Below are 24,720 nucleotides of genomic sequence, written 5' to 3' on the forward strand. Positions count from 1 at the left end.
TCGCGGCCTACGGTATCAAGCTTGCATGAACCTGTAGAAGTTGCGCAGCATGCCCGCGGTGGCGCCCCAGATATAGCGCTGCACGGGTCCGTCCTGGTAGGGCATCGACAGCCATTCGCGCCGGCCCTCGGGGCGCTCGAGCGCATGGCGCTGGTGATGGGCGGGGTTGAGCAAAAAGGCCAGCGGCACCTCGAACAGGTCCGCCACCTCATAGGGGTTGGGCTGGTAGCGCGCCTCGGGCGGCACCAGCCCGACCACTGGTGTCACGACAAAGCCGGTAGTGGTCACATAGGGCGGCAGGCTGCCCAGCACTTCCACCAGCGCCGGGTCCAGGCCCACCTCTTCCTGGGCCTCGCGCAAGGCCGTGGCGGATGCATCGGCATCTTCGGGATCGCGCTTGCCGCCGGGAAAGGCCACCTGTCCCGAATGCGCGGACAGATGGCGCGTGCGCTCGGTCAGCAGCACCATGGGCTGCGCACGCTGCACGATGCCGATCAGCACCGCGGCTTCGGCCGGCGCGCGCGCCGACATCAGCGGCTCGCGCTCGATCTCGGGCGCCCACAGCGGCGGTGCGGCAAAGCGGTGGCGCAGTGCCTCGGGGGTCTGGGCGCTGGCCGGCACGGCCGGCAGATGGCTGTCGACGGACAGCACCGGCACCTGGCGGGGATCGAAACCCGGGGCCAGCGCGCTGGCCGCGGAACTGCTCAAGGGAGCCGAAGGAGTGGGAAGCAAGGCCAATTCCTGCAAAGAGATGCGGTCAAAAGCAAAAAAGCCGCTACAGCGAACTGTAGCGGCTTTCTCGAAACGCCTAGGCGATTCAGGCGGCAGCAGCAGGAGCAGCAGCAGCCGTCTTGCGGGCTGGCAGCTTTTCCTTGATACGTGCCGACTTGCCGCTGCGCTCGCGCAGGTAGTACAGCTTGGCACGGCGCACGTCGCCGCGGCGCTTGACTTCGATGCCGGCGATCAGCGGGCTGTACGTCTGGAACGTACGCTCCACGCCTTCACCGCTGGAGATCTTGCGAACCGTGAAGCCGCTGTTGAGGCCGCGGTTGCGCTTGGCAATCACGACGCCTTCATAGGCCTGCACGCGCTTGCGCGCGCCTTCGACCACGTTCACGCTCACGATGACGGTGTCACCAGGAGCAAACGCGGGGATGGTCTTGTTCAAGCGGGCGATTTCTTCCTGCTCAAGAGTCTGGATCAGATTCATGGTTACATCCAACGATCTTGTCCGCGCCACAATTGGCAAGCACCGGGATTGGCACTGTATGGCTGCATTGCTTGCCCGAGGCGGGCTCGGGCTCCTCGAATGCAGCGGCCGGCAGAGGATCGACAGCCCACGATTATAGCCCGTCCGCGATTTTTGCCAAAACCGCTTCATCCTTGCGGTCCAGGCGCCCCGCCGCGCGCGCCTTGGCCAGCAGTTCGGGCCGGTGGCGTGCGGTGATCTGCAGGCTCTGGTCGCGGCGCCAGCGCTCGATCTGCGCATGGTGGCCCGACATCAGCACCGGCGGCACTTCCTGGCCCTGCCAGACTTCGGGGCGCGTGTAATGCGGGCAGTCCAGCAGGCCGTCGAGGCTGGGATTGAAGCTGTCGAGCTGGTGGCTGCCGGCGTCGTTGAGCACGCCGGGCTGCAGCCGCGTCACGGCATCGAGCAGCGCCAGTGCCGCGATCTCGCCGCCCGACAGCACGAAATCGCCGAGGCTGATCTGCGCGTCCACATGGGTGTCGATGAAGCGCTGGTCGATGCCTTCGTAGCGGCCGCACAGCAGGACCGCACCCGGGCTTTGCGCCCATTGCTCCACCGCCGGGTGATCGAGCGTCTTGCCGATGGGCGAGAACAGCACCAGCGGCACCTGCGTGGCCGGGTCCTCGGCGCGGTCGGCGCGGATGGCGTCGAGGCAGGCCTGCAGCGGCTCGACCAGCATGACCATGCCCGGGCCGCCGCCAAACGGCCGGTCGTCAACGCGACGGTAGTTGCCCTGGGCGTAATCGCGTGGATTCCACAGGCGCACCGCGACCTGGTCCGAAGCGTAGGCGCGGCGCGTCACGCCGCTGGCCAGGAACGGCGCGAACATCTCGGGGAACAGCGTGATGATGTCGAAGCGCATGCGCCGGGCTCAGTAGTCCGTCTGCCAGTCGACCGTGATGCGGCGCTCGGACAATTCGACCTTGTCCACATAGGCCGACACGAACGGGATCATGCGCTCCAGCGCCTTGCCCTCTTCCTCATAGGCAATCACCAGCACGGTCTGCGGGCCGGTCGACATCAGGTCCTTGACCTGGCCCAGCGCCACGCCTTCGCGGTTGACCACATCCAGGCCCAGCAGGTCGACCCAGTAGTATTCGTCCTCTGCCGCCTTGGGAAATTCGGCGCGCGCGACAAAGATGCGCGCGCCCTTGAGCGCTTCCGCCGCATTGCGGTCGGCAATGGCCTCGGCCGTCGCAACGATCGAGCCCGAATGCTCGCGCGCCTGCTTGACCGGCATCAGCACGGTGCCGGTGAAGGTGCGCGCGCCGCGCTCCGAGGGCTGCAGGAACCAGCGCTTGGACGACAGCAGCACATCGGCATCGGCGCTGAACGGCAGCACCTTGAACCAGCCCTTGACACCCCAGGCGTCCGCGATGCGGCCGACCTCTACGGCATCGGCAGGCAGTTGGGCGGGTTCGAAATCGGGGAGAAGGGCCATGGTGCAAAGAAATGGGAAAATGAAATACGCCCCCACGCTGGCTCGCGATGCGTAGCTGCGCTGCCTACCCGAGGGGCCTTTTTGCCTTGGAACGGTCCGGGGGCAAAAAAAAGCGGGCTCCGTCAGCATACGCCACGGAACCCGCCTTCAGGGGAGCGTCAGATTAAGCAGCTGCCTTGGAGGCTTGCTTGATCAGGCGGTCCACGGTAGGCGACGATTGCGCGCCCACGCTCTTCCAGTACGTCAGACGGTCTTGCGCAATGCGCAGACCTTCTTCGCCGCCACGGGCGGTGGGGTTGTAGAAGCCCAGACGCTCGATGAAGGCGCCATCGCGGCGAGTGCGCTTGTCAGCCACAACGATGTTGAAGAAGGGACGCGACTTGGAGCCGCCGCGGGAGAGTCGAATGACGACCATGATTTATCCTTTGGGTGGTGCGCAGCTTATGCTGCACATTTTCTTGCGGCGTTGAGACACGCGACATGGCCACCCGGCCAGCGACACGCTGCAAAGCACGCGATTATATCGATTTCTTTTGTTTATGCCTAATATCCGCGCCAGTACCGACTCCGACATCCCGGCCATCACCGCCATCTACCGCCATCACGTCCTGCATGGCACCGGCACCTTCGAGGTCGATCCACCCAGCGAAAGCGACATGGCCGCGCGCCGCGCCGACGTGCTGGGCCGCGGCCTGCCCTATCTCGTGGCCGAGGATGAGGCTGGAAGCATTCTCGGCTTCAGCTATGCCAACTGGTTCAAGCCGCGCCCGGCCTACCGCTTTTCGGCCGAGGACTCGGTCTATGTCGCCGATGCCGCGCGCGGCCAGGGCGTGGGCCGGCTGCTGCTGGCGGCGCTGAGCGAGCAGGCGGAAGCCGCGGGTGTGCGCAAGCTGCTGGCGGTGATCGGCGACTCGGCCAACGCGGGCTCCATCGGCGTGCACCGCGTCAGCGGGTTCACCGAGATCGGCGTGATGCGCTCGGTCGGCTGGAAGTTCGACCGCTGGCTGGACATCGTGCTGATGGAAAAGGTGCTGGGCGACGGCGACACCACGCCCCCGGTAGTCCCCCGATAGGCGCGGCGGCCGTTGGCGCGAATAATGGCCGCATGAAAAGCAAGACCCTGGCCGCCTGGTTGGCCTTCATCGGCGGGCCGCTGGGCCTGCACCGCTTCTATCTGCACGGCCCCGGCGACTGGTTCGGCTGGCTGCTTCCCGTGCCCACGGCGCTGGGCCTCTACGGCCTGCAGCGCGTGCAGGAACTCGGGCAGGACGACCAACTCAGCTGGCTGCTGATTCCGCTGCTGGGCTTCACCATTTCCGGCTGCGCATTACGCGCCATCCTCTATGGCCTGACCCCTGCCGATGCGTGGAACGCCCGCTACAACCCCGGCGCGAATGCCGACGCAGAGACCGGCCGCACGCACTGGGGCACGGTGTTTGCCATCGCGCTGTCGCTGATGCTGGGTGCCACGGTGCTGATGGCCAGCCTTGCCTACAGCTTCCAGCATTACTTCGAATACCAGATCGAAGAGGCGCGCAAGATTTCGCAATAGCCCCGCAGGCCCAGGAAAAAAGCCGCCGGCACGGGCCGGCGGCTTTGGCATGGAGCGCAGCCTGATCAGAAGATCTGCAGGCTGACCCAATAGGCAATGGCGGCGACAAAGGCGCTGGCCGGAATCGTCAGCACCCAGGCCCAGACGATATTGCCCGCCACGCCCCAGCGCACGGCGCTGGCGCGCTGCGTAGAGCCCACGCCGACGATGGCGCCGGTGATGGTGTGCGTGGTCGAGACCGGCACGCCCATGGCCGTGGCGATGAACAGCGTCAGCGCGCCGCCGCTCTCGGCGCAGAAGCCGCCCACCGGCTTGAGCTTGGTGATCTTCTGGCCCATGGTCTTGACGATGCGCCAGCCGCCGAACATGGTGCCCAGGCCGATGGCGATGTAGCAGGAGACGATGGTCCAGGTCGGCGGCGCGGAATCGCCGACGCTGCTGTAGCCGGTGGCGATCAGCAGCAGCCAGATGATGCCGATGGTCTTTTGCGCGTCGTTGCCGCCATGGCCCAGGCTGTAGGCGCCCGCCGAAACCAGCTGCAGCCGGCGGAACCACTTGTCGACCTTGCTGGGGCGCGCACGCCGACAGATCCAGGCCACGGCCACCATCATCAGCGAGCCCAGCAGATAGCCCAGCAGCGGCGAGACGAAGATGAAGGCCACGGTTTTCCAGATGCCGCTGGCAATCAGCGAACCCGCGCCGGCCTTGGCAATGACCGCGCCCACGATGCCACCGATCAGCGCATGCGAGGAGCTGCTGGGAATGCCGTAGTGCCAGGTGATCACGTTCCAGACGATCGCGCCGACCAGTGCGCCGAACACCACATGGGTGTCGACGACACCCGGCTGCACGATGCCCTTGCCAACGGTCGCGGCCACGCTCAGGTGGAAGACGAAAACGGCAATGACATTGAAGAATGCGGCAAAGGCCACGGCCTGCGCCGGCTTGAGCACCCCGGTCGAAACAACCGTGGCAATCGAGTTGGCCGCGTCGTGGAAGCCGTTCATGAAGTCGAACAGCAAGGCCAGCGCCACCAGCAAGACCACGACCCAGAGGGCGGCTTGTACGGTTTCCATTACGTCAGGACTCCGCGGCGGATCAGGAATTCTCGAGGACGATGCCCTCGATATGGTTGGCCACGTCCTCGCACTTGTCTGTGATGGTCTCGAGCAGTTCGTAGATGGCCTTGAGCTTGATGACCTCACGCACATCGGGCTCTTCGCGGAACAGCTTGCTCATGGCCGCGCGCATCACGCGGTCGGCATCGGATTCGAGACGGTCGATTTCCTCGCAGGTCTTGAGCGCGGCCTCGGCCGTGCCGGTGTCGGAGATGCGGTCGAGCAGCTTGACGGCATCGCGCACGCGCTCGCAGCAGCGCACGCTCAGGTCGGTGAGGCGCGTGATCTCCTCTGTCATATGACGCACGTCATAAAGCGCCATGGTCTCGGCCGAATCCTGGATCAGGTCGGCAACGTCGTCCATGGTGTTGATCAGCGCGTGGATGTGCTCACGGTCGAGCGGCGTGATGAAGGTCTTGTGCAGGGCCTTGTTGACATCGTGCGTCACGCGGTCGGCGGCGCGCTCGGCGTTGTCGACGTCCTGGTTGTACTTCTCGCGCAGGTGGGGATCGTTGTAGTTCGCCACCAGCTGCGAGAACGCATGCGCCGCTTCGACGATGCGGTCGGCGTGCTGGTTGAACATCTCAAAAAAATTACCTTCGCGTGGCAGCAGCTTGCCAAATAGCATGGGATTCCTTACCAGGGTTTCTGATGAACACGCAGGCGAACTCGCACACACGAAAGCGGGCCTGGGAGGCTTGCCGGCGTCAACGGGGCGAAGTGTACTCCCGGCAATGTAACCGTCTCGTAATCGAACGCTTCTGCCATGAAAGAGCGCTTGCACCGTGGCTATCGCCGCCTGGAAAAAACTCGAAAAATCAAGGTGGGGCGCGGGGTTACGGCAATATCAGCGATGAAACCCACAACTGAAGAAACCAGGGCGGGCCGGCCCGGAACACCCCGAATGTGACAGGCTTCAGCGGGCATTAACAGCCCAAAAGACAAAAATATGTCATAAGCCTATGCAGGATTTATGCCAGATTGCGTGCAACCGAAAATATCCGCGCGCAACCACGTTAAATCGCAAGATATCGCAGCAATTCGAGAGTGAAATAAATCCGAAACGAAACAGTTGCAGCCACCCGCTGGCAATGGGCGTATCTCGCCTAGTTCTTGTCCGCCTCCTCGTCCCACTGCCTGAGCTGGGCCAGCTTTTCGCCGATCTTGCCCTCCAGGCCGCGCGGCACGGGCTTGTACCAGCGCGGCTCGGGCATGCCTTCGGGAAGATAGGTCTCGCCCGCCGCATAGGCATTCGGCTCATCGTGCGCGTAGCGGTATTCATGGCCGTAACCCAGCTCCTTCATGAGCTTGGTCGGCGCATTGCGCAGGTGCACCGGCACCTCGCGGCTCTTGTCCTGCTTCACGAAGGCCCGCGCCTGGTTGTAGGCGTTGTAGCCCGCGTTGCTCTTCGCCGCGATGGCCAGATAGATCACCGCCTGGCCCAGCGCCAGCTCCCCCTCGGGCGATCCCAGGCGCTCATAGGTCAGGGCCGCGTCGTTGGCGATCTGCATGGCGCGCGGATCGGCCAGGCCGATGTCTTCCCAGGCCATGCGCACGATGCGCCGCGCCAGGTAGCGTGCGTCGGCGCCGCCGTCGAGCATGCGCGTGAGCCAGTAGAGCGCGGCGTCGGGGTGCGAGCCGCGCACCGACTTGTGCAGCGCCGAGATCTGGTCGTAGAAGTTGTCGCCGCCTTTGTCGAAGCGCCGGCTGTTGAGCGTGAGCGCGTTCTGCAGGAAGTCGGCGCTGATGTCGCTGATGCCCGATGCATTGGCTGCGGTGCTGGTCTGTTCCAGCAGGTTCAGGAAGCGGCGCGCATCGCCGTCTGCATAGCCAATGAGCGTGTCCGTGGCTAGGTCGTCGAAATGCAGGTGGCCCAGCGCAATCTCCTGCGCACGCTTGAGCAGCTGGCGCAGTTCGTCATCGGTGAGCGACTTCAGCACATAGACCTGGGCGCGCGACAGCAAGGCGGAATTGACCTCGAACGACGGGTTCTCGGTGGTGGCGCCAATGAAGGTCACCAGCCCGCTTTCGGCATACGGCAGCAGCGCATCCTGCTGCGACTTGTTGAAGCGGTGGATCTCATCGACGAACAGGATGGTGTGCTTGCCCATCGCCAGGTTCTGCTGCGCCAGCTCCATCGAGGCCCGGATGTCCTTGACGCCGGAGAACACCGCCGACAGCGCAATGAACTCGCACTTGAACGCGGTGGCCGTGAGGCGCGCCAGCGTGGTCTTGCCGACGCCGGGCGGGCCCCAGAAGATCATCGAATGCGGCTTGCCCGACTGGAACGCCAGGCGCAGCGGCTTGCCCTCGCCCAGCAGATGCGACTGCCCCACCACTTCGTCGAGGGTCTTGGGCCGCAGGGCTTCGGCAAGTGGCGCGACGGGATCCTGCGTGAAAAGATCAGGCATGGCTTGCCTCCAGGCGATGCAGGGGCCGGCACTGCTGCGCGACCGAAGCGAAAGAACAGAAATGAATGGAATGGGGCATGGCAGTCAACGCAGCGCCGCGATGGCGCAGTACCTAGCTTAGCCGCTTGGCGGGCCGCGCAGCCGCAAGCCAGGCGGCAATACCCTGCAAACCTGTGCGCACCGACAGGCATTGCCGCCTGCGTCTTACCCGCCAGTGGGCACCCACTTAAAATCCCTCCCTTTTTTGCTGGAACCGGTCGGCCCCTTCCGGCACCAATACTCCCTGTATGCAGACTCTTCGACCGCGCGAACTCCTGGCGCTTGGCTTTCTCACCTTTGCGCTGTTCCTGGGCGCGGGCAACATCATCTTTCCCCCGATGGTGGGCCTTGCCGCGGGCGAACATTTCTGGAGCGCGGCGCTGGGCTTCCTGCTGACGGGCGTCGGCCTGCCCTTGCTGACCGTGGTCGCGCTGGCACGCGTCGGCGGCGGCATGGAGGCCATCACCGCGCCGCTCGGGCGCTGGCCAGGCATGCTGCTGGGCATTGCGGTCTACCTGACCATCGGCCCGATGTTCGCGACACCGCGCACGGCCACGGTCTCGTTCGAGATGGGGCTGGCGCCGTTTGTCGGCAATGGCCCGGGCGCGCTGCTGGCCTACAGCGCGGCCTACTTCGGGCTGGTGCTGCTGCTGGCGCTGTTTCCCGGCAAACTGATGGACACGCTGGGACGGCTGATCACGCCCGTGCTGCTCGTGGCGCTGGCCGTGCTGGGCGGCGCGGCCTTCGTGCTGCCGGCAGGCAGCCTGCTGCCCAGCGCTGGCGACTACCAGCAGGCGGCCCTGGCCGAAGGTTTCCTGCAGGGCTACCAGACCATGGATGCACTGGCTGCGCTGGTGTTCGGCATCGTGATCGTCAATGCCATCAAGGACACGGGCGTGACCGACTCGGGGCTGCACACGCGCTACGCCATCGTTGCCGGCCTCATTGCCGCCATCGGCCTATGCCTGGTCTACGTCTCGCTGATGTACCTGGGCGCGCACAGCGGGTCGCTGGTGTCCGCGGACGGCAACGGCGTGCAGATCCTCACGCGCTACGTGCAGCATACGTTCGGCACCCCGGGCATGCTGCTGCTGAGCAGCGTCATCGTGCTGGCCTGCCTGACCACGGGCGTGGGCCTGGTCAGCGCCTGCGCCAGCTATTTCAGCGCGCTGGTGCCCGGCAGCTCCTACCGCGGCATGGTCGTGGCCCTGAGCCTGGTCAGCATGCTGATCGCCAACCAGGGACTGGAGCAGCTGATCGCCGTGGCCGTGCCGGTGCTGGTGGCGATCTATCCCATGGCCATTGCACTGGTCGCGCTGAGCCTGCTGTCGCCCGCATGGAAGTCGGCGCCGCGCGTGTTCATGCCGGTGATGCTGGTGGCGCTGGCCTTCGGCTTGCTCGATGCCGCGCAGGCGCTGGATCTGGCCGCCTGGGCACCTGGCTGGCTGGAACGGCTGCCGGGCAGCGCGATGGGCCTGGGCTGGCTGCTGCCCGTGGCCGCCACGCTGCTGGCCTGCGGACTGCTGGACCGCATGCAGCCGGTCCGCTGCCGCAACTGACGGCTTACTGCGCCAGAACGTCGGCGCCCTTTGGAGCGACGAATTTGAACGTGTCGGCCGGCAGGCTGGCACTGGTCTGCACATTGGTGAAGCGCATCAGCGAGCGCTGGCCGAAGCTGTCGAGCATGTCGATGGCCGCCAGCTGGTTGCCGGCAAAGCCCACGCGCACGCTCTGCAGCTGGCCTTCCTTGGCCTTGGGCGTGGCCTGGACCCATTGCAGGCCGTCCTGGTCGGGCGCGGCCTTGAGATCGAAATCGGCGCGCAGCGCCTGCACACTGGCGGCCGAGGCCAGGATGGCCGCGGGTGTGGCATCGAGCACCTTGGCCTGGGCGCGCTGCGTGACCTGGTTCAGATCGGCGTCGTACATCCACAGCGTCTTGCCGTCGGCGACGATCTGCTGCGCGAACGGCTTGCGGTAGTCGAACTTGAAGCGCCCCGGGCGCTGGAACGAGAACTCGCCGCTCGAGGTCTTGCTGCGCGCGGCCTGGCCCTCCTTGGCCGGCGAGGTCACGGTCTGCGTGAACTCGGCCTTGCCGGCCTGGGCGTTCTGCATGAAGGCTTCAAGGCTTTGCAGGCCGTCGGCTTGTGCCAGGCCGGCACCGGCCATGAGCACCACACTTGTCAAAAAACGCTTCATAAACTCTCCATCCGCCTATTCATTACGGGCTGGCACCAGCACTTCACGCTGGCCGCTGGTGGTCAACGAACTCACCAGGCCGGCTTTTTCCATGTCTTCCAGCAGGCGCGCCGAGCGGTTGTAGCCGATGCGCAGCTTGCGCTGCACGTACGAGATGCTGGCCTTGCGGTCCTTGAGGACCACTTCGACAGCTTGGTCATACATGGGGTCGGTTTCGCCATTTCCACCCCCCTCGCCGCCGCCGGCTTCGCCATCGCCATCGGCCACGCCGCCTTCGAGCACGCCTTCGATGTAGTCGGGCTCGCCCTGCTCCTTGAGGTAGTCGACCACACGGTGCACTTCCTCGTCGCTGACGAACGCGCCATGCACACGGATCGGCAGGCCCGTGCCGCTGGCCATGTAGAGCATGTCGCCCATGCCCAGCAGCGCCTCGGCGCCCATCTGGTCGAGCACGGTGCGGCTGTCGATCTTGCTGCTGACCTGGAAGGCAATGCGCGTCGGGATGTTGGCCTTGATCAGGCCGGTGATGACGTCCACGCTGGGGCGCTGCGTGGCCAGGATCAGGTGGATGCCCGCAGCGCGCGCCTTCTGCGCCAGGCGCGCGATCAGCTCCTCGATCTTCTTGCCGACGACCATCATCAGGTCGGCCAGCTCGTCGATCACGATCACGATATGCGGCAGCCGGTCCAGCGGTTCAGGCGACTCGGGCGTGAGGCTGAACGGGTTGTAGATGAAGCTTTCCTTGGCCTTGGCCTCGTCGATCTTGGCGTTGTAGCCCGCGAGGTTGCGCACGCCCAGCTTGCTCATCAGCTTGTAGCGGCGCTCCATCTCGGCCACGCACCAGGTCAGCCCGTTGGCCGCCTGCTTCATGTCGGTGACCACCGGACACAGCAGGTGCGGAATGCCTTCGTAGACCGACATTTCCAGCATCTTCGGGTCGATCATCAGCAGCCGCACGTCGCGGGCCTCGGCCTTGTAGAGCAGCGACAGGATCATGGCGTTGATCCCCACCGACTTGCCCGAGCCCGTCGTGCCCGCGACCAGCACGTGCGGCATCTTGGCCAGGTCGGCCACCACCGGGTTGCCGACGATGTCCTTGCCCAGGCCCATGGTCAGCATGCTCTTGGCATCGTGGTAGACCTTGGAGCCCAGCACTTCGGACAGGCGGATCGACTGGCGCTTGGCGTTGGGCAGCTCCAGCGCCATGTAGTTCTTGCCGGGAATGGTCTCGACCACGCGGATCGAGACCAGCGACAGCGAACGCGCGAGGTCCTTGCCCAGCCCCACCACCTGCGAGCCCTTCACGCCCGTGGCGGGCTCGATCTCGTAGCGCGTGATCACCGGGCCGGGCATGGCCGCGACCACGCGCACCTCGACGCCGAAATCCTTGAGCTTCTTCTCGATCATGCGGCTGGTCATCTCCAGCGTGTCGGCCGAGACGGTTTCCTGGCGCTGCTGGGCTTCATCCAGCAGGTCGACCTGCGGCAGCTTGGTGTCGGGCAGGTCGTGGAACAGCGGCTTTTGCTTTTCCTTGATCACACGCTCGCTGGGCGCGGCGGCCGGCTCCACGACGGGTTCGATGATCTGTATCGGCAGGGGATGGCTCTCGACGCTTTCACTGCGCTCCTCCTGCACAACGACCTCGCGTGCGCGCGCCGCCTTGCGGCCGACCGCCACGTCCTTGGCCTTTTCATGCTGGGCGCGGCTCACGCGCACCATCGAATAGATGCGCCCGCCCAGCCGCTCGGCCAGCTGGCCCCAGGAAAAGCCGAACACCAGCGCCGCGCCCAGCACCAGCAGCACGATGCCGGCCAGGCCCGATCCGGTGAAGCCCAGCCAATGCATGCCATTGAGCCCGAAGACATAGCCGATGACGCCGCCCGCATGTCCCGGCAGCAGCGGCTCGAAGCGGTACATGCGCGACCATTCGAGCGCGGTGCTCGCCAGCAGCAGCAGCGCCAGCCCGCCCCAAAAGCGCAGGCGCCGGCGCCACAGCGGCTCGGCCGGCGCCACGCCGCCACGGGTCCAGCGCAGCAGCGAGGCAAACCAGTTGGCCACCGCCGCCAGCACCAGCCACCAGATGGAAAAGCCAAAGCCGAAATAGCAGGTATCGGCCAGCCAGGCGCCGGAACGCCCCACCCAGTTGTGCACCAGCGGACCCTGGGTCGCGCCCGAGGTCGACCAGGCCGCATCTTGCGGCGAATAGCTCAGCAGCGAAAGCAGCAGGAACACCAGCGCGAGCAGCCCGATGATCAGGCTGACTTCGTGGCCAAAGCGGGCCAATCCGGTACGCGAGGATGATTTCCCTGAGGAAGAATTCAGGGCATTCAATGTGTAAGTCATACGCAGGCGGAAGCTTACCCCACCGCCCAGCCGCACATCGTAAAGGCAGCGTAGGCCAAGGCACACACTTGAAACAAGACGTTCCATTTGAATCGCTTTGATGACTTTTTACAATCCCGGTGATTGACCGAACGCGTGTGCGCAAACGCGCCGCACGGGGGATACTCTGTCCCCATCCAATTGATGAACCTTTGCATGCGGCTGTCCGCATGCCTTCCATGAGCGCACCATGTCCACTACGCAACACGCCCAAGTCCTGATCCTCGGCTCCGGCCCTGCCGGCTACTCCGCCGCCATCTACGCTGCGCGCGCGAACCTCAAGCCGCTGCTGGTGACCGGCCTGGCCCAGGGCGGCCAGCTGATGACCACCACCGAAGTCGACAACTGGCCTGCCGACGTGATGGGCGTGCAGGGCCCCGAGTTGATGCAGCGCTTCCAGCAGCATGCCGAGCGCTTCCAGACGCAGATCGTGTTCGACCACATCAACAAGGTCGACCTGAGCCAGCGTCCGTTCACACTGACCGGCGACTCCGGCACCTATACCTGCGATGCGCTGATCATCGCCACCGGCGCTTCGGCCAAGTACCTGGGCCTGCCCTCCGAACAGGCCTTCATGGGCCGCGGCGTGTCGGGCTGCGCGACCTGCGACGGTTTCTTCTACCGCGAGCAGCCGGTCTGCGTGGTCGGCGGCGGCAATACCGCGGTCGAGGAAGCGTTGTATCTGTCCAACATCGCCAGCAAGGTCACGCTGGTGCACCGCCGCGACAAGTTCAAGGCCGAGCCCATCCTGGTCGACAAGCTGCACGAGAAGGTCAAGGCCGGCAAGATCGAGCTCAAGACGCATTTCACGCTGGACGAAGTGCTGGGCGACCACTCGGGCGTGACCGGCATCCGCCTCAAGAGCACGCAGGACGGCCACACCGAGGACATCGCGCTGCAGGGCTGCTTCATTGCCATCGGCCACTCGCCCAACACCGACATCTTCCAGGGCCAGCTGACGCTGGAGAACGGCTATATCGTGACCCAGGGCGGCCTGCAGGGATTTGCCACGCAGACCAGCGTGCCCGGCGTGTTTGCCGCGGGTGACGTGCAGGACCATGTCTACCGCCAGGCCATCACCAGCGCCGGCACGGGCTGCATGGCCGCGCTCGACGCGCAGCGCTTTCTCGAACAGGAATAAGGTCTTTCGCCGGGGCAGGCTTTTAGCTCAGTGCCTATAATCTCAGGCTTTGCTGAATTTGCGTGCGCCCCTGGGGCGCGTGCCGGCTCCGCGACGGGTTACCGCCACCCGAATTCTGGCGAGGTGAGGCCATGGGCACGACCTGCTTTTGCAGGGCTCCGGTGTCTGTGGCTGTATAAAACTATCGGAGTGTCCTCATGGCACGCGTATGTGATGTAACGGGCAAGAAGCCCATGGTGGGAAACAACGTTTCCCACGCCAACAACAAGACCAAGCGCCGTTTCCTGCCCAACCTGCAGTACCGTCGTTTCTGGGTCGAGACCGAGAACCGTTGGGTGCGCCTGCGCGTTTCCAGCGCTGCTCTGCGCCTGATCGACAAGAACGGTATCGACGCCGTGCTCGCAGACCTGCGTGCCCGTGGCCAAGCTTAATCCCTAAAGGAGAAATAACATGGCATCCAAAGGCGGACGCGACAAGATCAAGCTGGAATCCACTGCAGGTACCGGCCACTTCTACACCACCACCAAGAACAAGAAGACAATGCCTGAAAAGATGTTGATCATGAAGTTCGATCCCAAGGCTCGCAAGCATGTCGAGTACAAGGAAATGAAGCTCAAGTAAGCGCTTCCTGAAGACTGCAGGCCCCGGCCGCAGTTTTCGAGCTTGCTGTAAAAAAGGACACTTCGGTGTCCTTTTTTCATGGCTGCGTCGCGGCCCGGCTACAGGGAATACGGCTGCGCGCGGCATGCCGGGCAATGCCCCTACTGGCATCCTTGTCCGCCCATCCAAGTAAGTACACACTTCCGTTAGTGGTAGCCACAGCGTTGAATGGGGGCATTCAGCTGATGGGACCCGCGGAGTGTCCATGAAACGCTACATCACGCTGCACTACGTCTTTCAACGCCGCATCAGCAAACGCGAACTCGATACCGGCATGTTTTCGCTGGCCCATGCCCTGCCCAGGATCTCCACCGAGCAACTGTCGGACCGGGCGGTGAGTGAGCTCAAATCCGATCCGCAGATCCAGCTTGTGGTCCCCGCCATGCCCGTGCGCCTCATTACCCCGGTTCCCGCGGACACCCTGTCGCTGACCGCCAACTGGGGCATCAAGGCAGTGCGCGCCGACAAAAGCGTTTATGACGGCGCCGGAGTCTGCGTGGCCATCCTCGATACCGGCATTGATTCCGACCATCCGGCCTTTGCCGGCATGACGCTCGTGCAAAAGGATTTCAGCGAACATGGCAATGGCGACCGCAACGGCCATGGCACGCACTGCGCAGGCACCATCTTCGGCCGCAACGATGGAGGACGGCGCATCGGCATTGCGCGCGGCGTCGAGCGCGCGCTGATCGCCAAGGTGCTGGGCGACGACGGCGCGGGCCAGTCGGAGATGATCTTCCAAGCGTTGACCTGGGCCATGGAGGAACATGCCGACATCATCTCGCTGTCGCTGGGCTTTGATTTTCCGGGCATGATCTCGCGCCTCGTGGCCGATGGCTGGCCGCTGAACATGGCCACCTCGACGGCGCTCGAGGCCTATGGCGGCAACCTGCGCATGTTCGATGCCATCATGGCGGTGTTCAAGGCCCAGGCGGCCTTTGGCACATCGCCGCTGGTGATTGCCGCGGCCGGCAATGAAAGCCGGCGCGACATCAAGCCCGAATTCCGCGTCGCCGCCTCGCTGCCCGCGGCCGCGGCCGATGTTCTTTCGGTTGCCGCCGTAGGCCGCCACGACGGCAAATACGCGGTCGCTGATTTTTCCAACATCCAGGCGCTGCTGGCCGCACCCGGCGTCGACATCACCTCCGCCTGGCCTGGCGGCGGCCTGCGCACCATCAGCGGCACCAGCATGGCCTGCCCGCATGTGACCGGAGTGGCCGCGCTGTGGTGGCAGTTCCTGCGCCAGTCCGGGATCAAGCCCACGGCCAGGAACGTCGCCTCGCGCCTGATCTCCAACGCCCGCAAGAACGTGTTCATTCCCAACACCGACGAATCCGATGTGGGCCAGGGCCTGGTCACCGCGCCATGAGCCGGCGCCTATTGGCGCACTGCGCGCAGCGCCCGGGAAAATTCCTGCAGCATGCCGATATTGCTGGCTTCGGCCTTGCGGCACCAGGCACGCAACTCGGCCGTGAGCTGGTCGCGCGTGCGGGAGGTGTTGAGCCAGAGCTGGCGCAGTTCTTCCCGCATGGTCAGCATCTGGTCCAGCACCGGGTGCGCGGCACGCACCTGCGCCAGCTGGGCGCGCGCGCTCTGCGGCAAGCGCTCCTGGTCGCGCACCAGCCAGCGCCGCACTGCCTGCAGCCGCGACACCTCATCGCGGTGCGCCTGGCGCGCCTTGAGGCTTCGCACCTCGGCCTGGCAGGCCGCGCGCAGGCCGCGCGCATAGCGCGCCATGGCTTCGTAGCGGTGCGCGATCAGCGCTTCGAGCGTGGCTTCGTCGGCCTCGGCACGCGCCGCGCCCTCGCGCCAGCGCGGCGGCGTTTTCCTGACCCGCGCCCAGCCCAGGCCCTGCAACAGACGGATATAGGCCCAGCCGATATCGAACTCATGGCGCCGCACCGAGAACTTGGCCGCCGTGGGATAGGTGTGGTGGTTGTTGTGCAGTTCCTCGCCGCCGATCAGCACGCCCCAGGGCGAGATGTTGCGGCTCGCGTCCTGCACCTCGAAATTGCGGTAGCCCCAGAAGTGCCCGATGCCATTGACCACGCCCGCGGCCCAGAATGGAATCCAGGCCATCTGCACGGCCCACAATGCCAGGCCCGCAAAGCCGAACAACAGCAGCTCGAGCACCAGCAGCAGTGTGATGCCCAGGCCGGCAAAGCGGCTGTAGAGGCGGCGCTCCAGCCAGTCGTCGGGCGTGCCCTGGCCGTAGGTGCGCAGCGTCTGCGCGTTCGCGGATTCGCCGCGATACAGCTCGGCGCCCTGCCACAACACCTTGCGCAGGCCGCGCTGCTGCGGGCTGTGCGGATCGTCGGGCGTCTCGCATTTGGCGTGGTGCTTGCGGTGGATGGCAACCCATTCGCGCGTGACCATGCCGGTTGTCAGCCAGAGCCAGAATCGGAAGAAATGCGAGGGGACGGGGCCCAGCTCCAGCGCGCGGTGGGTCTGGCAGCGGTGCAGGAACAGCGTGACCGCGATGATCGTGAGATGGGTGGTGGCCAGCCCCACCAGAATCAGTTGCCACCAGGCCAGCGGCCACAGGCCCCGGCCCAGCCATTGCAGGGCCTCGGCCACGAGAGCATTTTCGGGATACCACATGCTGCGCCCACCTTCCAAAAAAGCAGCGCCGCTCGCAGCGAGCGGCAGCTTTCATTCTAGGGCGGGGCAGCGCGTGGATGCCTGCCGATTACCTGCACTGGCAGTGGTTGGTTACTTGCGCACCCAGACCGCCGCAAAGAAACCATCGGTCTGGTGCAGATGCGGCCACAGGCGCAGATAGCGGCCGCCGGACTCGCCGCCGCTGCACAGGCCCTCGGCTGCCGCCACCTTGAGCTGCTCCAGCAGCTGCGCGGCGTGCAGGGGTACGAAGTCGGGATGGGCGGCGCTGAAGGCTTCGGCAATGGCCTCGTTTTCCTCGGGCAGGATGGAGCAGGTCGCGTAGACCAGGCGCCCGCCGGATTTCACCAGGCGCGCGGCGCTGTCGAGAATCGACGCCTGCTTGACGGTCAGCTCGGCGATTGCCTGCTCGGACTGGCGCCATTTGAGGTCGGGATTGCGGCGCAGCGTGCCCAGGCCCGAGCAAGGCGCATCGACCAGCACGCGGTCGATCTTGCCCGACAGGCGCTTGATGCGTTCGTCGCGCTCGTGCGCAATGGCCGCGGGGTGGACATTGGACAGCCCGCTGCGCGCCATGCGCGGCTTGAGCGCCTCCAGCCGGTGGCCCGACACGTCGAACGCATACAGACGGCCGGTGCTGCGCATGCTGGCGCCAATGGCCAGCGTCTTGCCGCCGGCGCCGGCGCAGAAGTCCACCACCATTTCGCCGCGCTTGGCATCGAGCAGCAGGGCCAGCAACTGCGAGCCTTCATCTTGCACTTCGATCGCGCCGCGCGTGAACGCGTCGAGCTTGGTCAGCGCAGGCTTGCCTTCGATGCGCAGGCCCCAGGGCGAGAACGGCGTGGGCTGGGCCTGGATGCCGGCCTTGGCCAGTTCCTTTTGCACATCGGCGCGCTTGTCCTTGAGCGCATTGACGCGCAGGTCCAGCGGTGCGCCCTCTTCCATGCTTTGCGCCAGCGTCCAGAAATCGTCGCCAAGCTGGGCCTTGAGCGGCTCGACCAGCCAGGCCGGCAGGTTGTGGCGGTGCGGCTCCATCAGGTCTTCGGGCTTGACGGCATCGCACTGTTCGAGCCAGGTGATTTCCTGCGGGCTCAGCGCGGCCTTGAGGAAGTCGCGCGGGCCGTGGAAGCCCAGGATGGCGAGGCGGCGCTCGCGCGGGCCGCTGCCCGAGCGCGCGAGGCTCTCGAACAACAGCTTCTTGCGCAGGACGGCAAACGCGGTCTCGGCCAGGGTGGCGCGCTCGCGCGGGCCCAGCTGGCGGTTGTCACGGAAATAGCGGGACACCACGGCATCGGCCGGGTGTTCAAATGTCAGGGTCAGCTTGACCAGTTCGGCGCAAGCATCGAGAAGGGCTTTGGGGTGCATGGGCGCAATTGTCCCATTTGCGGAGTTCCCCCGGCGTTCGCTGGTACTGTGCGCATTTCACTGCGATTGCCAAGCATGACTGCCACCGACTCCGACCTGCCTGCCATCCAGCCCACCGCGCCCGGCCTGTACCGCCACTACAAGGGCGGGCTTTATCAAGTGATCGACATGGTGCGCCACAGCGAAACGCTCGAAGCCATGACGCTCTACCGCGCGCTGTATGGCGCGCGCGGCCTGTGGGTGCGGCCCGCGGCGATGTTTGCCGAAAGCGTGGAATTCGACGGACGGCGCCAGCCCCGTTTCGCGCGGCTGGGCGATTACTCGCCCGAGGCGGAAAGCGCGGCGCGGAAATAGGCCCATCATCGAACGAGGGACGTCCATGGTTCGATGCGGCCGGCCAGGCAGCCTCACCACAAACGGCTTTTTCGGGACTCACCTCGAACGTTTCCCTCGGTGCGGGCCACGAACGGTCCTTTCGGGACGCGCCACGAAGGGCTCTATCCGGCCTGCTTGCTGAGCCAGTCCGCCACGGCCTGCGGATACATCGCATGCTCCTGCACCAGCACCCGTGCCGCGAGCGACTGCGCCGTGTCGCCCGGCAGCACCGGCACCACGGCCTGCGCGAGGATGGGCCCGACATCGAGCTCGGCGGTGACTTCATGCACGGTTGCGCCGGCGAACCTGCAGCCCGCGTCGATGGCGCGCTGGTGCGTGTGCAGGCCGGTGAAGGCCGGCAGCAGCGAGGGGTGGATATTGACCAGCCGGCCCGCATAATGGCCCACGAAGCCCGGTGTCAGGATGCGCATGAAGCCTGCCAGCACCACCAGCACGGGCTGGTATTGGTCGATGACTTCGCTCAAGGCGGCGTCGAACGCCTCGCGGCTGGCAAAGGCCTTGTGGTCCAGCACCTCGGTGGCAATGCCATGCTGGCGCGCGAATTCCAGGCCTTTGGCGTCGGCCTTGTTGCTGACGACCGCGGCGACGCGCGCGTTCAGGGTCTTGGCCCAGTCCTGCTGTTGGGCGGCCTGGATGATGGCTGCCATGTTGGAGCCGCTGCCAGAGATCAAAATCACGATGTTTTTCATTGCCCTCGATTGTCTCCCATGCCCTTTGACCCACGCTCCACCCCGCTCAATCCCGTCCAGGCCCGCGTGCTTGCCACCCTGATGGAAAAGGCGCGCACGGTGCCCGACAGCTATCCGCTGTCGCTCAACGCGCTGCTCAGCGGCTGTAACCAGAAAAGCAGCCGCGACCCGGTCATGGAGGTGAACGAGGCCGATGCCCAGCAGGCGCTCGACGACCTGCTGCGCCTGAGCCTGGTCACGCCAGTGAGCGGCAGCCGCACCCAGCGCTGGGAGCACAATTTCCCGCGCGGCATGGGCGTGCCCGAGCAATCGGCGGTGTTGCTGGCGCTGCTGCTGCTGCGCGGCCCGCAGACCGCGGCCGAGCTGCGGCTCAATGCCGAACGCTGGCACCGCTTTGCCGATATTTCGTCGGTCGAGGCGTTTCTCGACGAACTGCAGGAGCGCAGCGAGGAAAAAGGCGGACCGCTGGTGGTGCTGCTGCCACGCGCGCCCGGTGCACGCGAGCCGCGCTGGGCCACGCTGCTGGGCGGCCCCATCGATCTGTCCGCCCTGCCCGCAGCCCCGGCTGCGCGCAGCGCTGCCAGCAGCGGCAACGAGCAGCGCATTGCGGCGCTTGAAGCGCAGGTGCAGCAGTTGCAGGCGCAGCTCGACGCGCTGTGCCGGCAACTGGGCATCGAGCCAGAGAACACGCCCGAGGGCCATTGAACGCGGCTGATTCAACGCGGCTGACGCGATCGGTGTCCCGCTGCGGACAGCACAAAAAAGCACGGGCGTGCTACAAATCTTCCATAACCGGAGACTGACGCATGGATCTCGCTTTCACCCCTGAGGAACAGGCCTTCCGCGAAGAAGTTCGCGCCTGGATTCGCAGCCATCTGCCCGAAGACATCGCGCACAAGGTGCGCAACGCATTGCGCCTGTCGCGCGACGACCTGCAGCGCTGGGCCAAGATCCTGGGCAGCCGCGGCTGGCTGGGCCACGGCTGGCCCAAGCAGTTCGGCGGCCCAGGCTGGAGCGCGGTGCAAAAGCACCTGTTCGAGGAAGAATGCGCGCTGGCCTGTGCCCCGCGCGTCATTCCGTTCGGCCCGGTCATGGTGGCGCCGGTGATCATGGCCTTCGGCACGCCCGAGCAGCAGCAGCGCTTCCTGCCGGGCATTGCCAGCGGCGAAGTCTGGTGGAGCCAGGGCTACAGCGAGCCGGGCTCGGGCTCGGACCTGGCTTCGGTCAAGACGCGCGCCGAACGCCAGGGCGACCACTACGTGGTCAACGGCCAGAAGACCTGGACCACGCTCGGCCAGTACGGCGAATGGATCTTCTGCCTGGTGCGCACCAGCACCGAAGGCAAGCCGCAGACCGGCATCTCCTTCCTGCTGATCGACATGAAGTCGCCCGGCGTGACGGTGCGCCCGATCAAGCTGCTCGACGGCGAACGCGAAGTCAATGAAGTGTTCTTCGACAACGTCCAGGTGCCGGTCGAGAACCTGATCGGCGAGGAAAACAAGGGCTGGACCTATGCCAAGCATCTGCTCTCGCACGAGCGCACCAACATCGCCGACGTGAACCGTTCCAAGCGCGAACTCGAGCGTCTCAAGCGCATCGCCAAGGCCGAGGGCGTCTGGGAAGACCAGCGCTTTCGCGACCAGATCGCGCTGCTCGAAGTCGACGTGATCGCGCTGGAGATGATGGTGCTGCGCGTGCTCTCGGCCGAGACCTCGGGCAAGAATCCGCTGGACATTGCCGGCCTGCTGAAGATCAAGGGCAGCGAGATCCAGCAGCGCTACAGCGAGCTGATGATGCTGGCCGCGGGCCCATTCAGCCTGCCCTTCATCGAGGAAGCGATGGAAGCCGGCTGGCAGGGCGACCAGAGCGCGGGCGCGCTCGGCGGTTTCCCCGGCGGCGAAACGCAGAACGCACCGCTGGCCTCGACCTACTTCAACATGCGCAAGACCACCATCTACGGTGGCAGCAATGAGGTCCAACGCAATATCGTCGCGCAAACTGTTTTCGGCTGAGGAGACACCATGGATTTCAACTTTTCCGAAGACCAGCAGCAACTGCGCGATGCCGTGCGCCGCTGGGTCGACAAGGGCTACTCGTTCGAACGCCGCCGCGCCGATGTGGCCGCCGGCGGCTTCTCGCGTGCCACCTACACCGAGCTGGCCGAGCTGGGCCTCACCGCGCTGGCCGTGCCCGAAGCGCATGGCGGCCTGGGCCAGGGCCCGGTCGATGTGATGGTCGCGCTCGAAGAACTGGGCCGCGGCATCGTGCTGGAGCCGCTGTCCCAGGCAGTGATCGCGAGCGCCGTGCTGAGCCAGTACGCGCCGGCCGCGGCGCAGGCGCTGTGGCTGCCGCGCATTGCCAGCGGCGAGGCGCTGGTGGTGCTCGCGCACCAGGAGCGCAAGGCACGCTATCGGCTGGATGTCTGCAGCGCCACGGCCACGGCCAGCGGCGATGGCCATGTGCTGACCGGGCTCAAGAGCCTGGTGCCCGCGGGCGACCACGCCGATGCCTTCCTGGTGCCGGCGCAGCTCGACGGCCAGATCGCGCTGTTCCTGGTCGAGCGCGGCGCCAGCGGCCTGCGCACGCGCGGCTATGGCACGCAAGACGGCAGCCGTGCGGCCGAAGTCGAATTCAGCGCCACGCCGGCGACGCTGCTGACGCACAACGGCCTCACCGCGCTGACGCTGGCCATGGACATCGCCAACGCCGCGCTGTGCGCCGAAGCCGTGGGCGTGATGGAGCAGACCCTGCACATCACCGTCGACTACATGAACCAGCGCAAGCAGTTTGGCGTGGTGATCGCGAGCTTCCAGGCGCTGCGCCACCGCGTGGCCGACATGAAGATGCAGCTGGAGCTCGCACGCTCGATGAGCTACTACGCGGCGCTGAAGATCACCGCGCCGGCCGCCGAGCGCCACCTGGCGATTGCACGCGCGCGCGTGCAGCTGGGCCAGTCGATGCGCTTCATCGGCCAGCAGGCGGTGCAGCTGCATGGCGGCATTGGCGTGACGGACGAGTACATCGTGAGCCACTACTTCAAGCGCCTCACGCAGATGGAGATGAGCTATGGCGACAGCCTGCAGCACCTGGGCGAGGTGTCGGCGGGCATGCAGGAGACGGCGGGAGTGTTTTCTTAATCCCCCCTGAGCGGCTGACGCCGCTTCCCCCCAGGAGGACGGCACCCGCGCTGCGGGGCGGCCCTTGCTCGGCGCCCCTGAGTGGGAGCGCGCCAGTTGCAAGGCTGTGACAAACGCCTTAGGTCAGCTGGTAATTCACCGGCTGCAGCGGGGCCGGCAGCTCAGTCTCGCCCAGCGCCTCGAGCAGGCTGATCTCGATGCCGCGGCAGATGGTGTCCAGCGGCAGGTCGTTGCTCTCCAGCCCAAATGGTTCTTCGAGCTCGTCGCCCAGCGCGTCGAGCCCGAAGAAGGTGTAGGCGACGATGGCCACGACAAACGGCGTCATGAAGCCGGTGATGTCGACCAGGCCGAACGGCAGCAAGAAGCAGTACATGTAGGCCGTGCGGTGCAGCAGCAGTGCATAGGAAAACGGCATCGGCGTGTGGCGGATGCGCTCGCACGAGGCCGCGGCGGCCACCATGCCGGTCAGCGTGCCGTCGAGGCGCGCGGCCAGGCAGGGATCGATCTCGCCGCGGCGCACGCAGCCGCCCAGGTCCTGGCCCATGCTCTGCATCAGCGCATCGGCGCGCCGGCCTGCGGGTCTGGCGCGCAGCGCGTCCCATTCCTGCGCCGTGAGCCAGCGCTGCAGTTCCGCCGAGTCCTGGTCGCGCAACTGCAGCCGCAGTGCATGCGCATAGGCAATCGCGCGGTGGACCATGCGCACGCGCACATCGCTGTCGCGGCCCGAGGCATCGACCGGCTGCTCCAGCCGGATCAAGCCCAGGCACTGGCGCGTCAGGGTGCGCGCCTGGATCACCAGTTCGCCCCAGAGCTTGCGCCCTTCCCAGTAGCGCGCATAGGCGGTGTTGTTGCGAAAGCCCAGGAAGATCGCCAGTGGCAGCCCGATCAGCGTGAACGGAATCGGCGTCAGCGTGATCTTCACGGAAAACAGGCTGCCATGGGCCAGCGTCACCAGCACCGCCAGCAGCGTGTTGACGGCCAGGGAGACGCGGATGCGCTGCAGCACCGAGCCCCGCAGAATGAGGAAAAGCCGGAAGCCGGCCGGACGCTCGCGAACGATCATTGCGGGGGTGCAGTCTGGAAAAAGCCGATACTAGAATGCAAGCTCCAACGGCAAGGCCATGGAAAATCTGCACAGCCTCAGATTATCGAACGCCGTGCAAGGCCATGCTTTCCTCTCTGGATAGACGCCCCCCCAAAAAGAAGCAACGGCAAATGCGAAATTCCGCTTTCAAGCAACTGTCCTGGCTGACCTTGGTCTGCCTGATAGCCCTGGCGATCTCCTGCGTCAGCCCTTTCGACCGCACCACCTGGTGGCTCGAAGTCGCGCCCGTGCTGATCGCGCTGCCGGTACTCTGGACCACGCACCGGCGTTTTCCACTCACGCCGCTGCTGTATGCCTGCATCGGCTGGCACGCGCTGGTGCTGGTCGTGGGCGGCACCTATTCCTATGCCCGGGTGCCCCTGGGCTTCGAGCTGCAGTCGTGGCTGGACCTGTCGCGCAACCCCTATGACAAGATCGGCCATTTCACCCAGGGCTTCGTGCCGGCGCTGGTGGCGCGCGAGATCCTGCTGCGCGGCGGCTATGTGCGGGGCGGGAAGATGCTGGCCTTCCTGGTGCTGTGCGTGGTGCTGGCGATCAGCGCGACCTACGAGCTGATCGAATGGGCGGCCGCGGTGGCGCTGGGCCAGGGCGCGGACGAATTCCTCGGCACCCAGGGCGATCCCTGGGACACGCAGTCGGACATGGCATTTGCGCTGTTGGGAGGGGTGGTGGCCCTGCTGGCGCTGTCGCGGTGGCAAGATCGGCAGATCCAACAGATCGAAGCGCCCCGGCGCAAAGGCAACCCGCAATGAAGATGACCGACATCCCCTTTGGCACGACCGACTGGTCGCAGGTGCCGCGCACCGAGCATTCGGCCGAAGCCGGCCAGGCGTTCTGGCAGACCCAGCATTTCGGCAGCATACGCGTGCGCATGGTGGAGTACACGCCCGGCTATGTCTCGGACCATTGGTGCACCAAGGGCCATGTGCTGCTGTGCCTCGAAGGCGAGATGGAAACCGAGCTCGAGGACGGCCGCCGCTTCACGCTCAAGGCCGGCATGAGCTACCAGGTCGCGGACAACGCGGAACCGCACCGCTCGCGCGCGCCGCTGGGGGCGCGGCTGTTCATCGTCGATTGAAGCGCCGGCTGCACGCCCTGCGCGCGGCGTGTGCAGGTGAATCTACGTTTGACGCGGCGCCTGCCGCGCCATGCAGCGCCCCGTAGAGGTCAGTGATTAGGTGAACGGCTCTTGAGAGCAGGCCGTTCATCCTTCGACAAGC

27 protein-coding genes are annotated in these 24,720 nt (G+C 65.7%); 13 read left to right on the forward strand and 14 right to left on the reverse strand.

Annotated elements, in window-relative coordinates; translation table 11 throughout:
- Positions 1-15: 15 nt before the first annotated feature.
- From HUK68_RS14975 to rpsP, 5 genes are all read right to left on the reverse strand, one after another.
- Positions 16-708 carry a CoA pyrophosphatase gene (locus HUK68_RS14975; protein ID WP_244146184.1) on the reverse strand — a complete coding sequence of 231 codons (693 nt, stop codon included), beginning with the start codon at positions 706-708 and terminating at the stop codon, positions 16-18.
- 109 nt (positions 709-817) lie between these two features.
- Entirely contained in the window at positions 818-1,210 is a 393-nt protein-coding gene (gene rplS / locus HUK68_RS14980) for a 50S ribosomal protein L19 (RefSeq protein ID WP_175504900.1), read from the reverse strand.
- Positions 1,211-1,343: 133 nt separating this feature from the next.
- Positions 1,344-2,111 (reverse strand): tRNA (guanosine(37)-N1)-methyltransferase TrmD, encoded by a 768-nt coding sequence (gene trmD, locus HUK68_RS14985; protein ID WP_175504901.1) that lies wholly within the window; start codon positions 2,109-2,111, stop codon positions 1,344-1,346.
- Positions 2,112-2,120: 9 nt separating this feature from the next.
- Positions 2,121-2,690 carry a ribosome maturation factor RimM gene (gene rimM, locus HUK68_RS14990; RefSeq protein WP_175504902.1) on the reverse strand — a complete coding sequence of 190 codons (570 nt, stop codon included), beginning with the start codon at positions 2,688-2,690 and terminating at the stop codon, positions 2,121-2,123.
- Positions 2,691-2,853: 163 nt separating this feature from the next.
- Positions 2,854-3,105, reverse strand: a complete 252-nt coding sequence (rpsP, locus tag HUK68_RS14995) for a 30S ribosomal protein S16 (protein ID WP_175504903.1) — start codon at positions 3,103-3,105, stop codon at positions 2,854-2,856.
- Positions 3,106-3,229: 124 nt separating this feature from the next.
- Here rpsP and HUK68_RS15000 point away from each other — a divergent pair, with 124 nt between their 5' ends.
- On the forward strand, positions 3,230-3,763 hold the full coding sequence (locus HUK68_RS15000; RefSeq protein WP_175504904.1) for a GNAT family N-acetyltransferase: 534 nt from the start codon (positions 3,230-3,232) through the stop codon (positions 3,761-3,763).
- 32 nt (positions 3,764-3,795) lie between these two features.
- The gene (locus tag HUK68_RS15005) at positions 3,796-4,242 is read left to right on the forward strand and encodes an NINE protein (protein WP_175504905.1); all 447 of its coding nucleotides are present in this window, start codon (positions 3,796-3,798) and stop codon (positions 4,240-4,242) included.
- 65 nt (positions 4,243-4,307) lie between these two features.
- Here the strand turns inward: HUK68_RS15005 and HUK68_RS15010 are convergent, their stop codons facing one another.
- The 3 genes from HUK68_RS15010 to HUK68_RS15020 form a co-directional block, all read right to left on the reverse strand.
- Positions 4,308-5,318: an inorganic phosphate transporter gene (locus tag HUK68_RS15010; RefSeq protein ID WP_175504906.1), complete on the reverse strand. Its 1,011-nt coding sequence runs from the start codon at positions 5,316-5,318 to the stop codon at positions 4,308-4,310.
- Positions 5,319-5,340: 22 nt separating this feature from the next.
- Positions 5,341-5,988 (reverse strand): DUF47 domain-containing protein, encoded by a 648-nt coding sequence (locus tag HUK68_RS15015; RefSeq protein ID WP_175504907.1) that lies wholly within the window; start codon positions 5,986-5,988, stop codon positions 5,341-5,343.
- Between the two features lie 478 nt (positions 5,989-6,466).
- Positions 6,467-7,771, reverse strand: coding sequence for a replication-associated recombination protein A (locus HUK68_RS15020; RefSeq protein WP_175504908.1), 1,305 nt, complete (start codon positions 7,769-7,771; stop codon positions 6,467-6,469).
- A gap of 287 nt (positions 7,772-8,058) precedes the next feature.
- Between HUK68_RS15020 and brnQ the strand changes: the two genes are divergently transcribed.
- Positions 8,059-9,369: a branched-chain amino acid transport system II carrier protein gene (brnQ, locus tag HUK68_RS15025; protein ID WP_175504909.1), complete on the forward strand. Its 1,311-nt coding sequence runs from the start codon at positions 8,059-8,061 to the stop codon at positions 9,367-9,369.
- Positions 9,370-9,373: 4 nt separating this feature from the next.
- Here brnQ and lolA read toward each other — a convergent pair whose 3' ends face one another.
- Positions 9,374-10,006, reverse strand: a complete 633-nt coding sequence (gene lolA, locus HUK68_RS15030) for an outer membrane lipoprotein periplasmic chaperone LolA (RefSeq protein WP_175504910.1) — start codon at positions 10,004-10,006, stop codon at positions 9,374-9,376.
- Positions 10,007-10,021: 15 nt separating this feature from the next.
- Positions 10,022-12,349, reverse strand: coding sequence for a DNA translocase FtsK (locus HUK68_RS15035; RefSeq protein ID WP_175504911.1), 2,328 nt, complete (start codon positions 12,347-12,349; stop codon positions 10,022-10,024).
- Positions 12,350-12,578: 229 nt separating this feature from the next.
- Between HUK68_RS15035 and trxB the strand changes: the two genes are divergently transcribed.
- From trxB to HUK68_RS15055, 4 genes are all read left to right on the forward strand, one after another.
- Positions 12,579-13,529: a thioredoxin-disulfide reductase gene (trxB, locus tag HUK68_RS15040; protein ID WP_175504912.1), complete on the forward strand. Its 951-nt coding sequence runs from the start codon at positions 12,579-12,581 to the stop codon at positions 13,527-13,529.
- A 197-nt stretch (positions 13,530-13,726) separates the two neighbouring features.
- Positions 13,727-13,960: a 50S ribosomal protein L28 gene (rpmB, locus tag HUK68_RS15045; RefSeq protein ID WP_159910637.1), complete on the forward strand. Its 234-nt coding sequence runs from the start codon at positions 13,727-13,729 to the stop codon at positions 13,958-13,960.
- A gap of 19 nt (positions 13,961-13,979) precedes the next feature.
- Positions 13,980-14,150 (forward strand): 50S ribosomal protein L33, encoded by a 171-nt coding sequence (gene rpmG / locus HUK68_RS15050; protein ID WP_008904999.1) that lies wholly within the window; start codon positions 13,980-13,982, stop codon positions 14,148-14,150.
- 244 nt (positions 14,151-14,394) lie between these two features.
- Entirely contained in the window at positions 14,395-15,558 is a 1,164-nt protein-coding gene (locus tag HUK68_RS15055) for a S8 family peptidase (RefSeq protein WP_208458670.1), read from the forward strand.
- A gap of 8 nt (positions 15,559-15,566) precedes the next feature.
- Here HUK68_RS15055 and HUK68_RS15060 read toward each other — a convergent pair whose 3' ends face one another.
- A complete protein-coding gene (locus tag HUK68_RS15060) occupies positions 15,567-16,790 on the reverse strand; it encodes a DesA family fatty acid desaturase (RefSeq protein ID WP_175504913.1) in 1,224 nt (407 codons plus the stop codon).
- Positions 16,791-16,901: 111 nt separating this feature from the next.
- A complete protein-coding gene (locus HUK68_RS15065; protein ID WP_175504914.1) occupies positions 16,902-18,173 on the reverse strand; it encodes an RsmB/NOP family class I SAM-dependent RNA methyltransferase in 1,272 nt (423 codons plus the stop codon).
- 75 nt (positions 18,174-18,248) lie between these two features.
- On the opposite strand from HUK68_RS15065, the gene HUK68_RS15070 reads away from it, so the two are divergent.
- Positions 18,249-18,527: a DUF1653 domain-containing protein gene (locus tag HUK68_RS15070; RefSeq protein ID WP_175504915.1), complete on the forward strand. Its 279-nt coding sequence runs from the start codon at positions 18,249-18,251 to the stop codon at positions 18,525-18,527.
- 143 nt (positions 18,528-18,670) lie between these two features.
- On the opposite strand, the gene purN is transcribed toward HUK68_RS15070, so the two are convergent.
- Positions 18,671-19,258: a phosphoribosylglycinamide formyltransferase gene (purN, locus tag HUK68_RS15075; RefSeq protein WP_175504916.1), complete on the reverse strand. Its 588-nt coding sequence runs from the start codon at positions 19,256-19,258 to the stop codon at positions 18,671-18,673.
- A gap of 18 nt (positions 19,259-19,276) precedes the next feature.
- Between purN and HUK68_RS15080 the strand changes: the two genes are divergently transcribed.
- From HUK68_RS15080 to HUK68_RS15090, 3 genes are all read left to right on the forward strand, one after another.
- The gene (locus HUK68_RS15080; protein WP_175504917.1) at positions 19,277-19,963 is read left to right on the forward strand and encodes a YceH family protein; all 687 of its coding nucleotides are present in this window, start codon (positions 19,277-19,279) and stop codon (positions 19,961-19,963) included.
- A 101-nt stretch (positions 19,964-20,064) separates the two neighbouring features.
- Positions 20,065-21,270 carry an acyl-CoA dehydrogenase family protein gene (locus HUK68_RS15085; RefSeq protein WP_175504918.1) on the forward strand — a complete coding sequence of 402 codons (1,206 nt, stop codon included), beginning with the start codon at positions 20,065-20,067 and terminating at the stop codon, positions 21,268-21,270.
- A 9-nt stretch (positions 21,271-21,279) separates the two neighbouring features.
- Positions 21,280-22,395 carry an acyl-CoA dehydrogenase family protein gene (locus HUK68_RS15090; RefSeq protein ID WP_175504919.1) on the forward strand — a complete coding sequence of 372 codons (1,116 nt, stop codon included), beginning with the start codon at positions 21,280-21,282 and terminating at the stop codon, positions 22,393-22,395.
- Between the two features lie 118 nt (positions 22,396-22,513).
- Here HUK68_RS15090 and HUK68_RS15095 read toward each other — a convergent pair whose 3' ends face one another.
- Complete coding sequence (locus tag HUK68_RS15095; protein ID WP_175504920.1) at positions 22,514-23,458, reverse strand: bestrophin family protein; 945 nt, start codon at positions 23,456-23,458, stop codon at positions 22,514-22,516.
- Positions 23,459-23,610: 152 nt separating this feature from the next.
- Between HUK68_RS15095 and HUK68_RS15100 the strand changes: the two genes are divergently transcribed.
- Complete coding sequence (locus HUK68_RS15100) at positions 23,611-24,252, forward strand: DUF2238 domain-containing protein (protein WP_175504921.1); 642 nt, start codon at positions 23,611-23,613, stop codon at positions 24,250-24,252.
- Entirely contained in the window at positions 24,249-24,578 is a 330-nt protein-coding gene (locus HUK68_RS15105; RefSeq protein ID WP_175504922.1) for a DHCW motif cupin fold protein, read from the forward strand. The genes HUK68_RS15100 and HUK68_RS15105 overlap by 4 nt, the downstream gene beginning before the upstream one ends.
- Positions 24,579-24,720: the final 142 nt, after the last annotated feature.

This window comes from Comamonas antarctica, assembly GCF_013363755.1.
GTDB lineage: Bacteria > Pseudomonadota > Gammaproteobacteria > Burkholderiales > Burkholderiaceae_C > Comamonas > Comamonas antarctica.

Bases quoted from the DNA above. Each gene is read 5' to 3' on its own strand.
- HUK68_RS15010 (WP_175504906.1), bottom strand. From the start codon at position 5,318: ATGGAAACCGTACAAGCCGCCCTCTGGGTCGTGGTCTTGCTGGTGGCG.
- HUK68_RS15095 (WP_175504920.1), bottom strand. From the start codon at position 23,458: ATGATCGTTCGCGAGCGTCCGGCCGGCTTCCGGCTTTTCCTCATTCTG.
- HUK68_RS15070 (WP_175504915.1), top strand. From the start codon at position 18,249: ATGACTGCCACCGACTCCGACCTGCCTGCCATCCAGCCCACCGCGCCC.
- rpmG (WP_008904999.1), top strand. From the start codon at position 13,980: ATGGCATCCAAAGGCGGACGCGACAAGATCAAGCTGGAATCCACTGCA.
- rpmB (WP_159910637.1), top strand. From the start codon at position 13,727: ATGGCACGCGTATGTGATGTAACGGGCAAGAAGCCCATGGTGGGAAAC.
- trxB (WP_175504912.1), top strand. From the start codon at position 12,579: ATGTCCACTACGCAACACGCCCAAGTCCTGATCCTCGGCTCCGGCCCT.
- brnQ (WP_175504909.1), top strand. From the start codon at position 8,059: ATGCAGACTCTTCGACCGCGCGAACTCCTGGCGCTTGGCTTTCTCACC.
- HUK68_RS15000 (WP_175504904.1), top strand. From the start codon at position 3,230: ATGCCTAATATCCGCGCCAGTACCGACTCCGACATCCCGGCCATCACC.
- HUK68_RS15005 (WP_175504905.1), top strand. From the start codon at position 3,796: ATGAAAAGCAAGACCCTGGCCGCCTGGTTGGCCTTCATCGGCGGGCCG.
- trmD (WP_175504901.1), bottom strand. From the start codon at position 2,111: ATGCGCTTCGACATCATCACGCTGTTCCCCGAGATGTTCGCGCCGTTC.
- HUK68_RS15020 (WP_175504908.1), bottom strand. From the start codon at position 7,771: ATGCCTGATCTTTTCACGCAGGATCCCGTCGCGCCACTTGCCGAAGCC.
- lolA (WP_175504910.1), bottom strand. From the start codon at position 10,006: ATGAAGCGTTTTTTGACAAGTGTGGTGCTCATGGCCGGTGCCGGCCTG.
- purN (WP_175504916.1), bottom strand. From the start codon at position 19,258: ATGAAAAACATCGTGATTTTGATCTCTGGCAGCGGCTCCAACATGGCA.
- HUK68_RS15105 (WP_175504922.1), top strand. From the start codon at position 24,249: ATGAAGATGACCGACATCCCCTTTGGCACGACCGACTGGTCGCAGGTG.
- rplS (WP_175504900.1), bottom strand. From the start codon at position 1,210: ATGAATCTGATCCAGACTCTTGAGCAGGAAGAAATCGCCCGCTTGAAC.
- HUK68_RS15100 (WP_175504921.1), top strand. From the start codon at position 23,611: ATGCGAAATTCCGCTTTCAAGCAACTGTCCTGGCTGACCTTGGTCTGC.
- HUK68_RS15015 (WP_175504907.1), bottom strand. From the start codon at position 5,988: ATGCTATTTGGCAAGCTGCTGCCACGCGAAGGTAATTTTTTTGAGATG.
- rimM (WP_175504902.1), bottom strand. From the start codon at position 2,690: ATGGCCCTTCTCCCCGATTTCGAACCCGCCCAACTGCCTGCCGATGCC.
- HUK68_RS15060 (WP_175504913.1), bottom strand. From the start codon at position 16,790: ATGTGGTATCCCGAAAATGCTCTCGTGGCCGAGGCCCTGCAATGGCTG.
- rpsP (WP_175504903.1), bottom strand. From the start codon at position 3,105: ATGGTCGTCATTCGACTCTCCCGCGGCGGCTCCAAGTCGCGTCCCTTC.
- HUK68_RS15035 (WP_175504911.1), bottom strand. From the start codon at position 12,349: ATGACTTACACATTGAATGCCCTGAATTCTTCCTCAGGGAAATCATCC.
- HUK68_RS15065 (WP_175504914.1), bottom strand. From the start codon at position 18,173: ATGCACCCCAAAGCCCTTCTCGATGCTTGCGCCGAACTGGTCAAGCTG.
- HUK68_RS15055 (WP_208458670.1), top strand. From the start codon at position 14,395: ATGAAACGCTACATCACGCTGCACTACGTCTTTCAACGCCGCATCAGC.
- HUK68_RS15090 (WP_175504919.1), top strand. From the start codon at position 21,280: ATGGATTTCAACTTTTCCGAAGACCAGCAGCAACTGCGCGATGCCGTG.
- HUK68_RS15080 (WP_175504917.1), top strand. From the start codon at position 19,277: ATGCCCTTTGACCCACGCTCCACCCCGCTCAATCCCGTCCAGGCCCGC.
- HUK68_RS15085 (WP_175504918.1), top strand. From the start codon at position 20,065: ATGGATCTCGCTTTCACCCCTGAGGAACAGGCCTTCCGCGAAGAAGTT.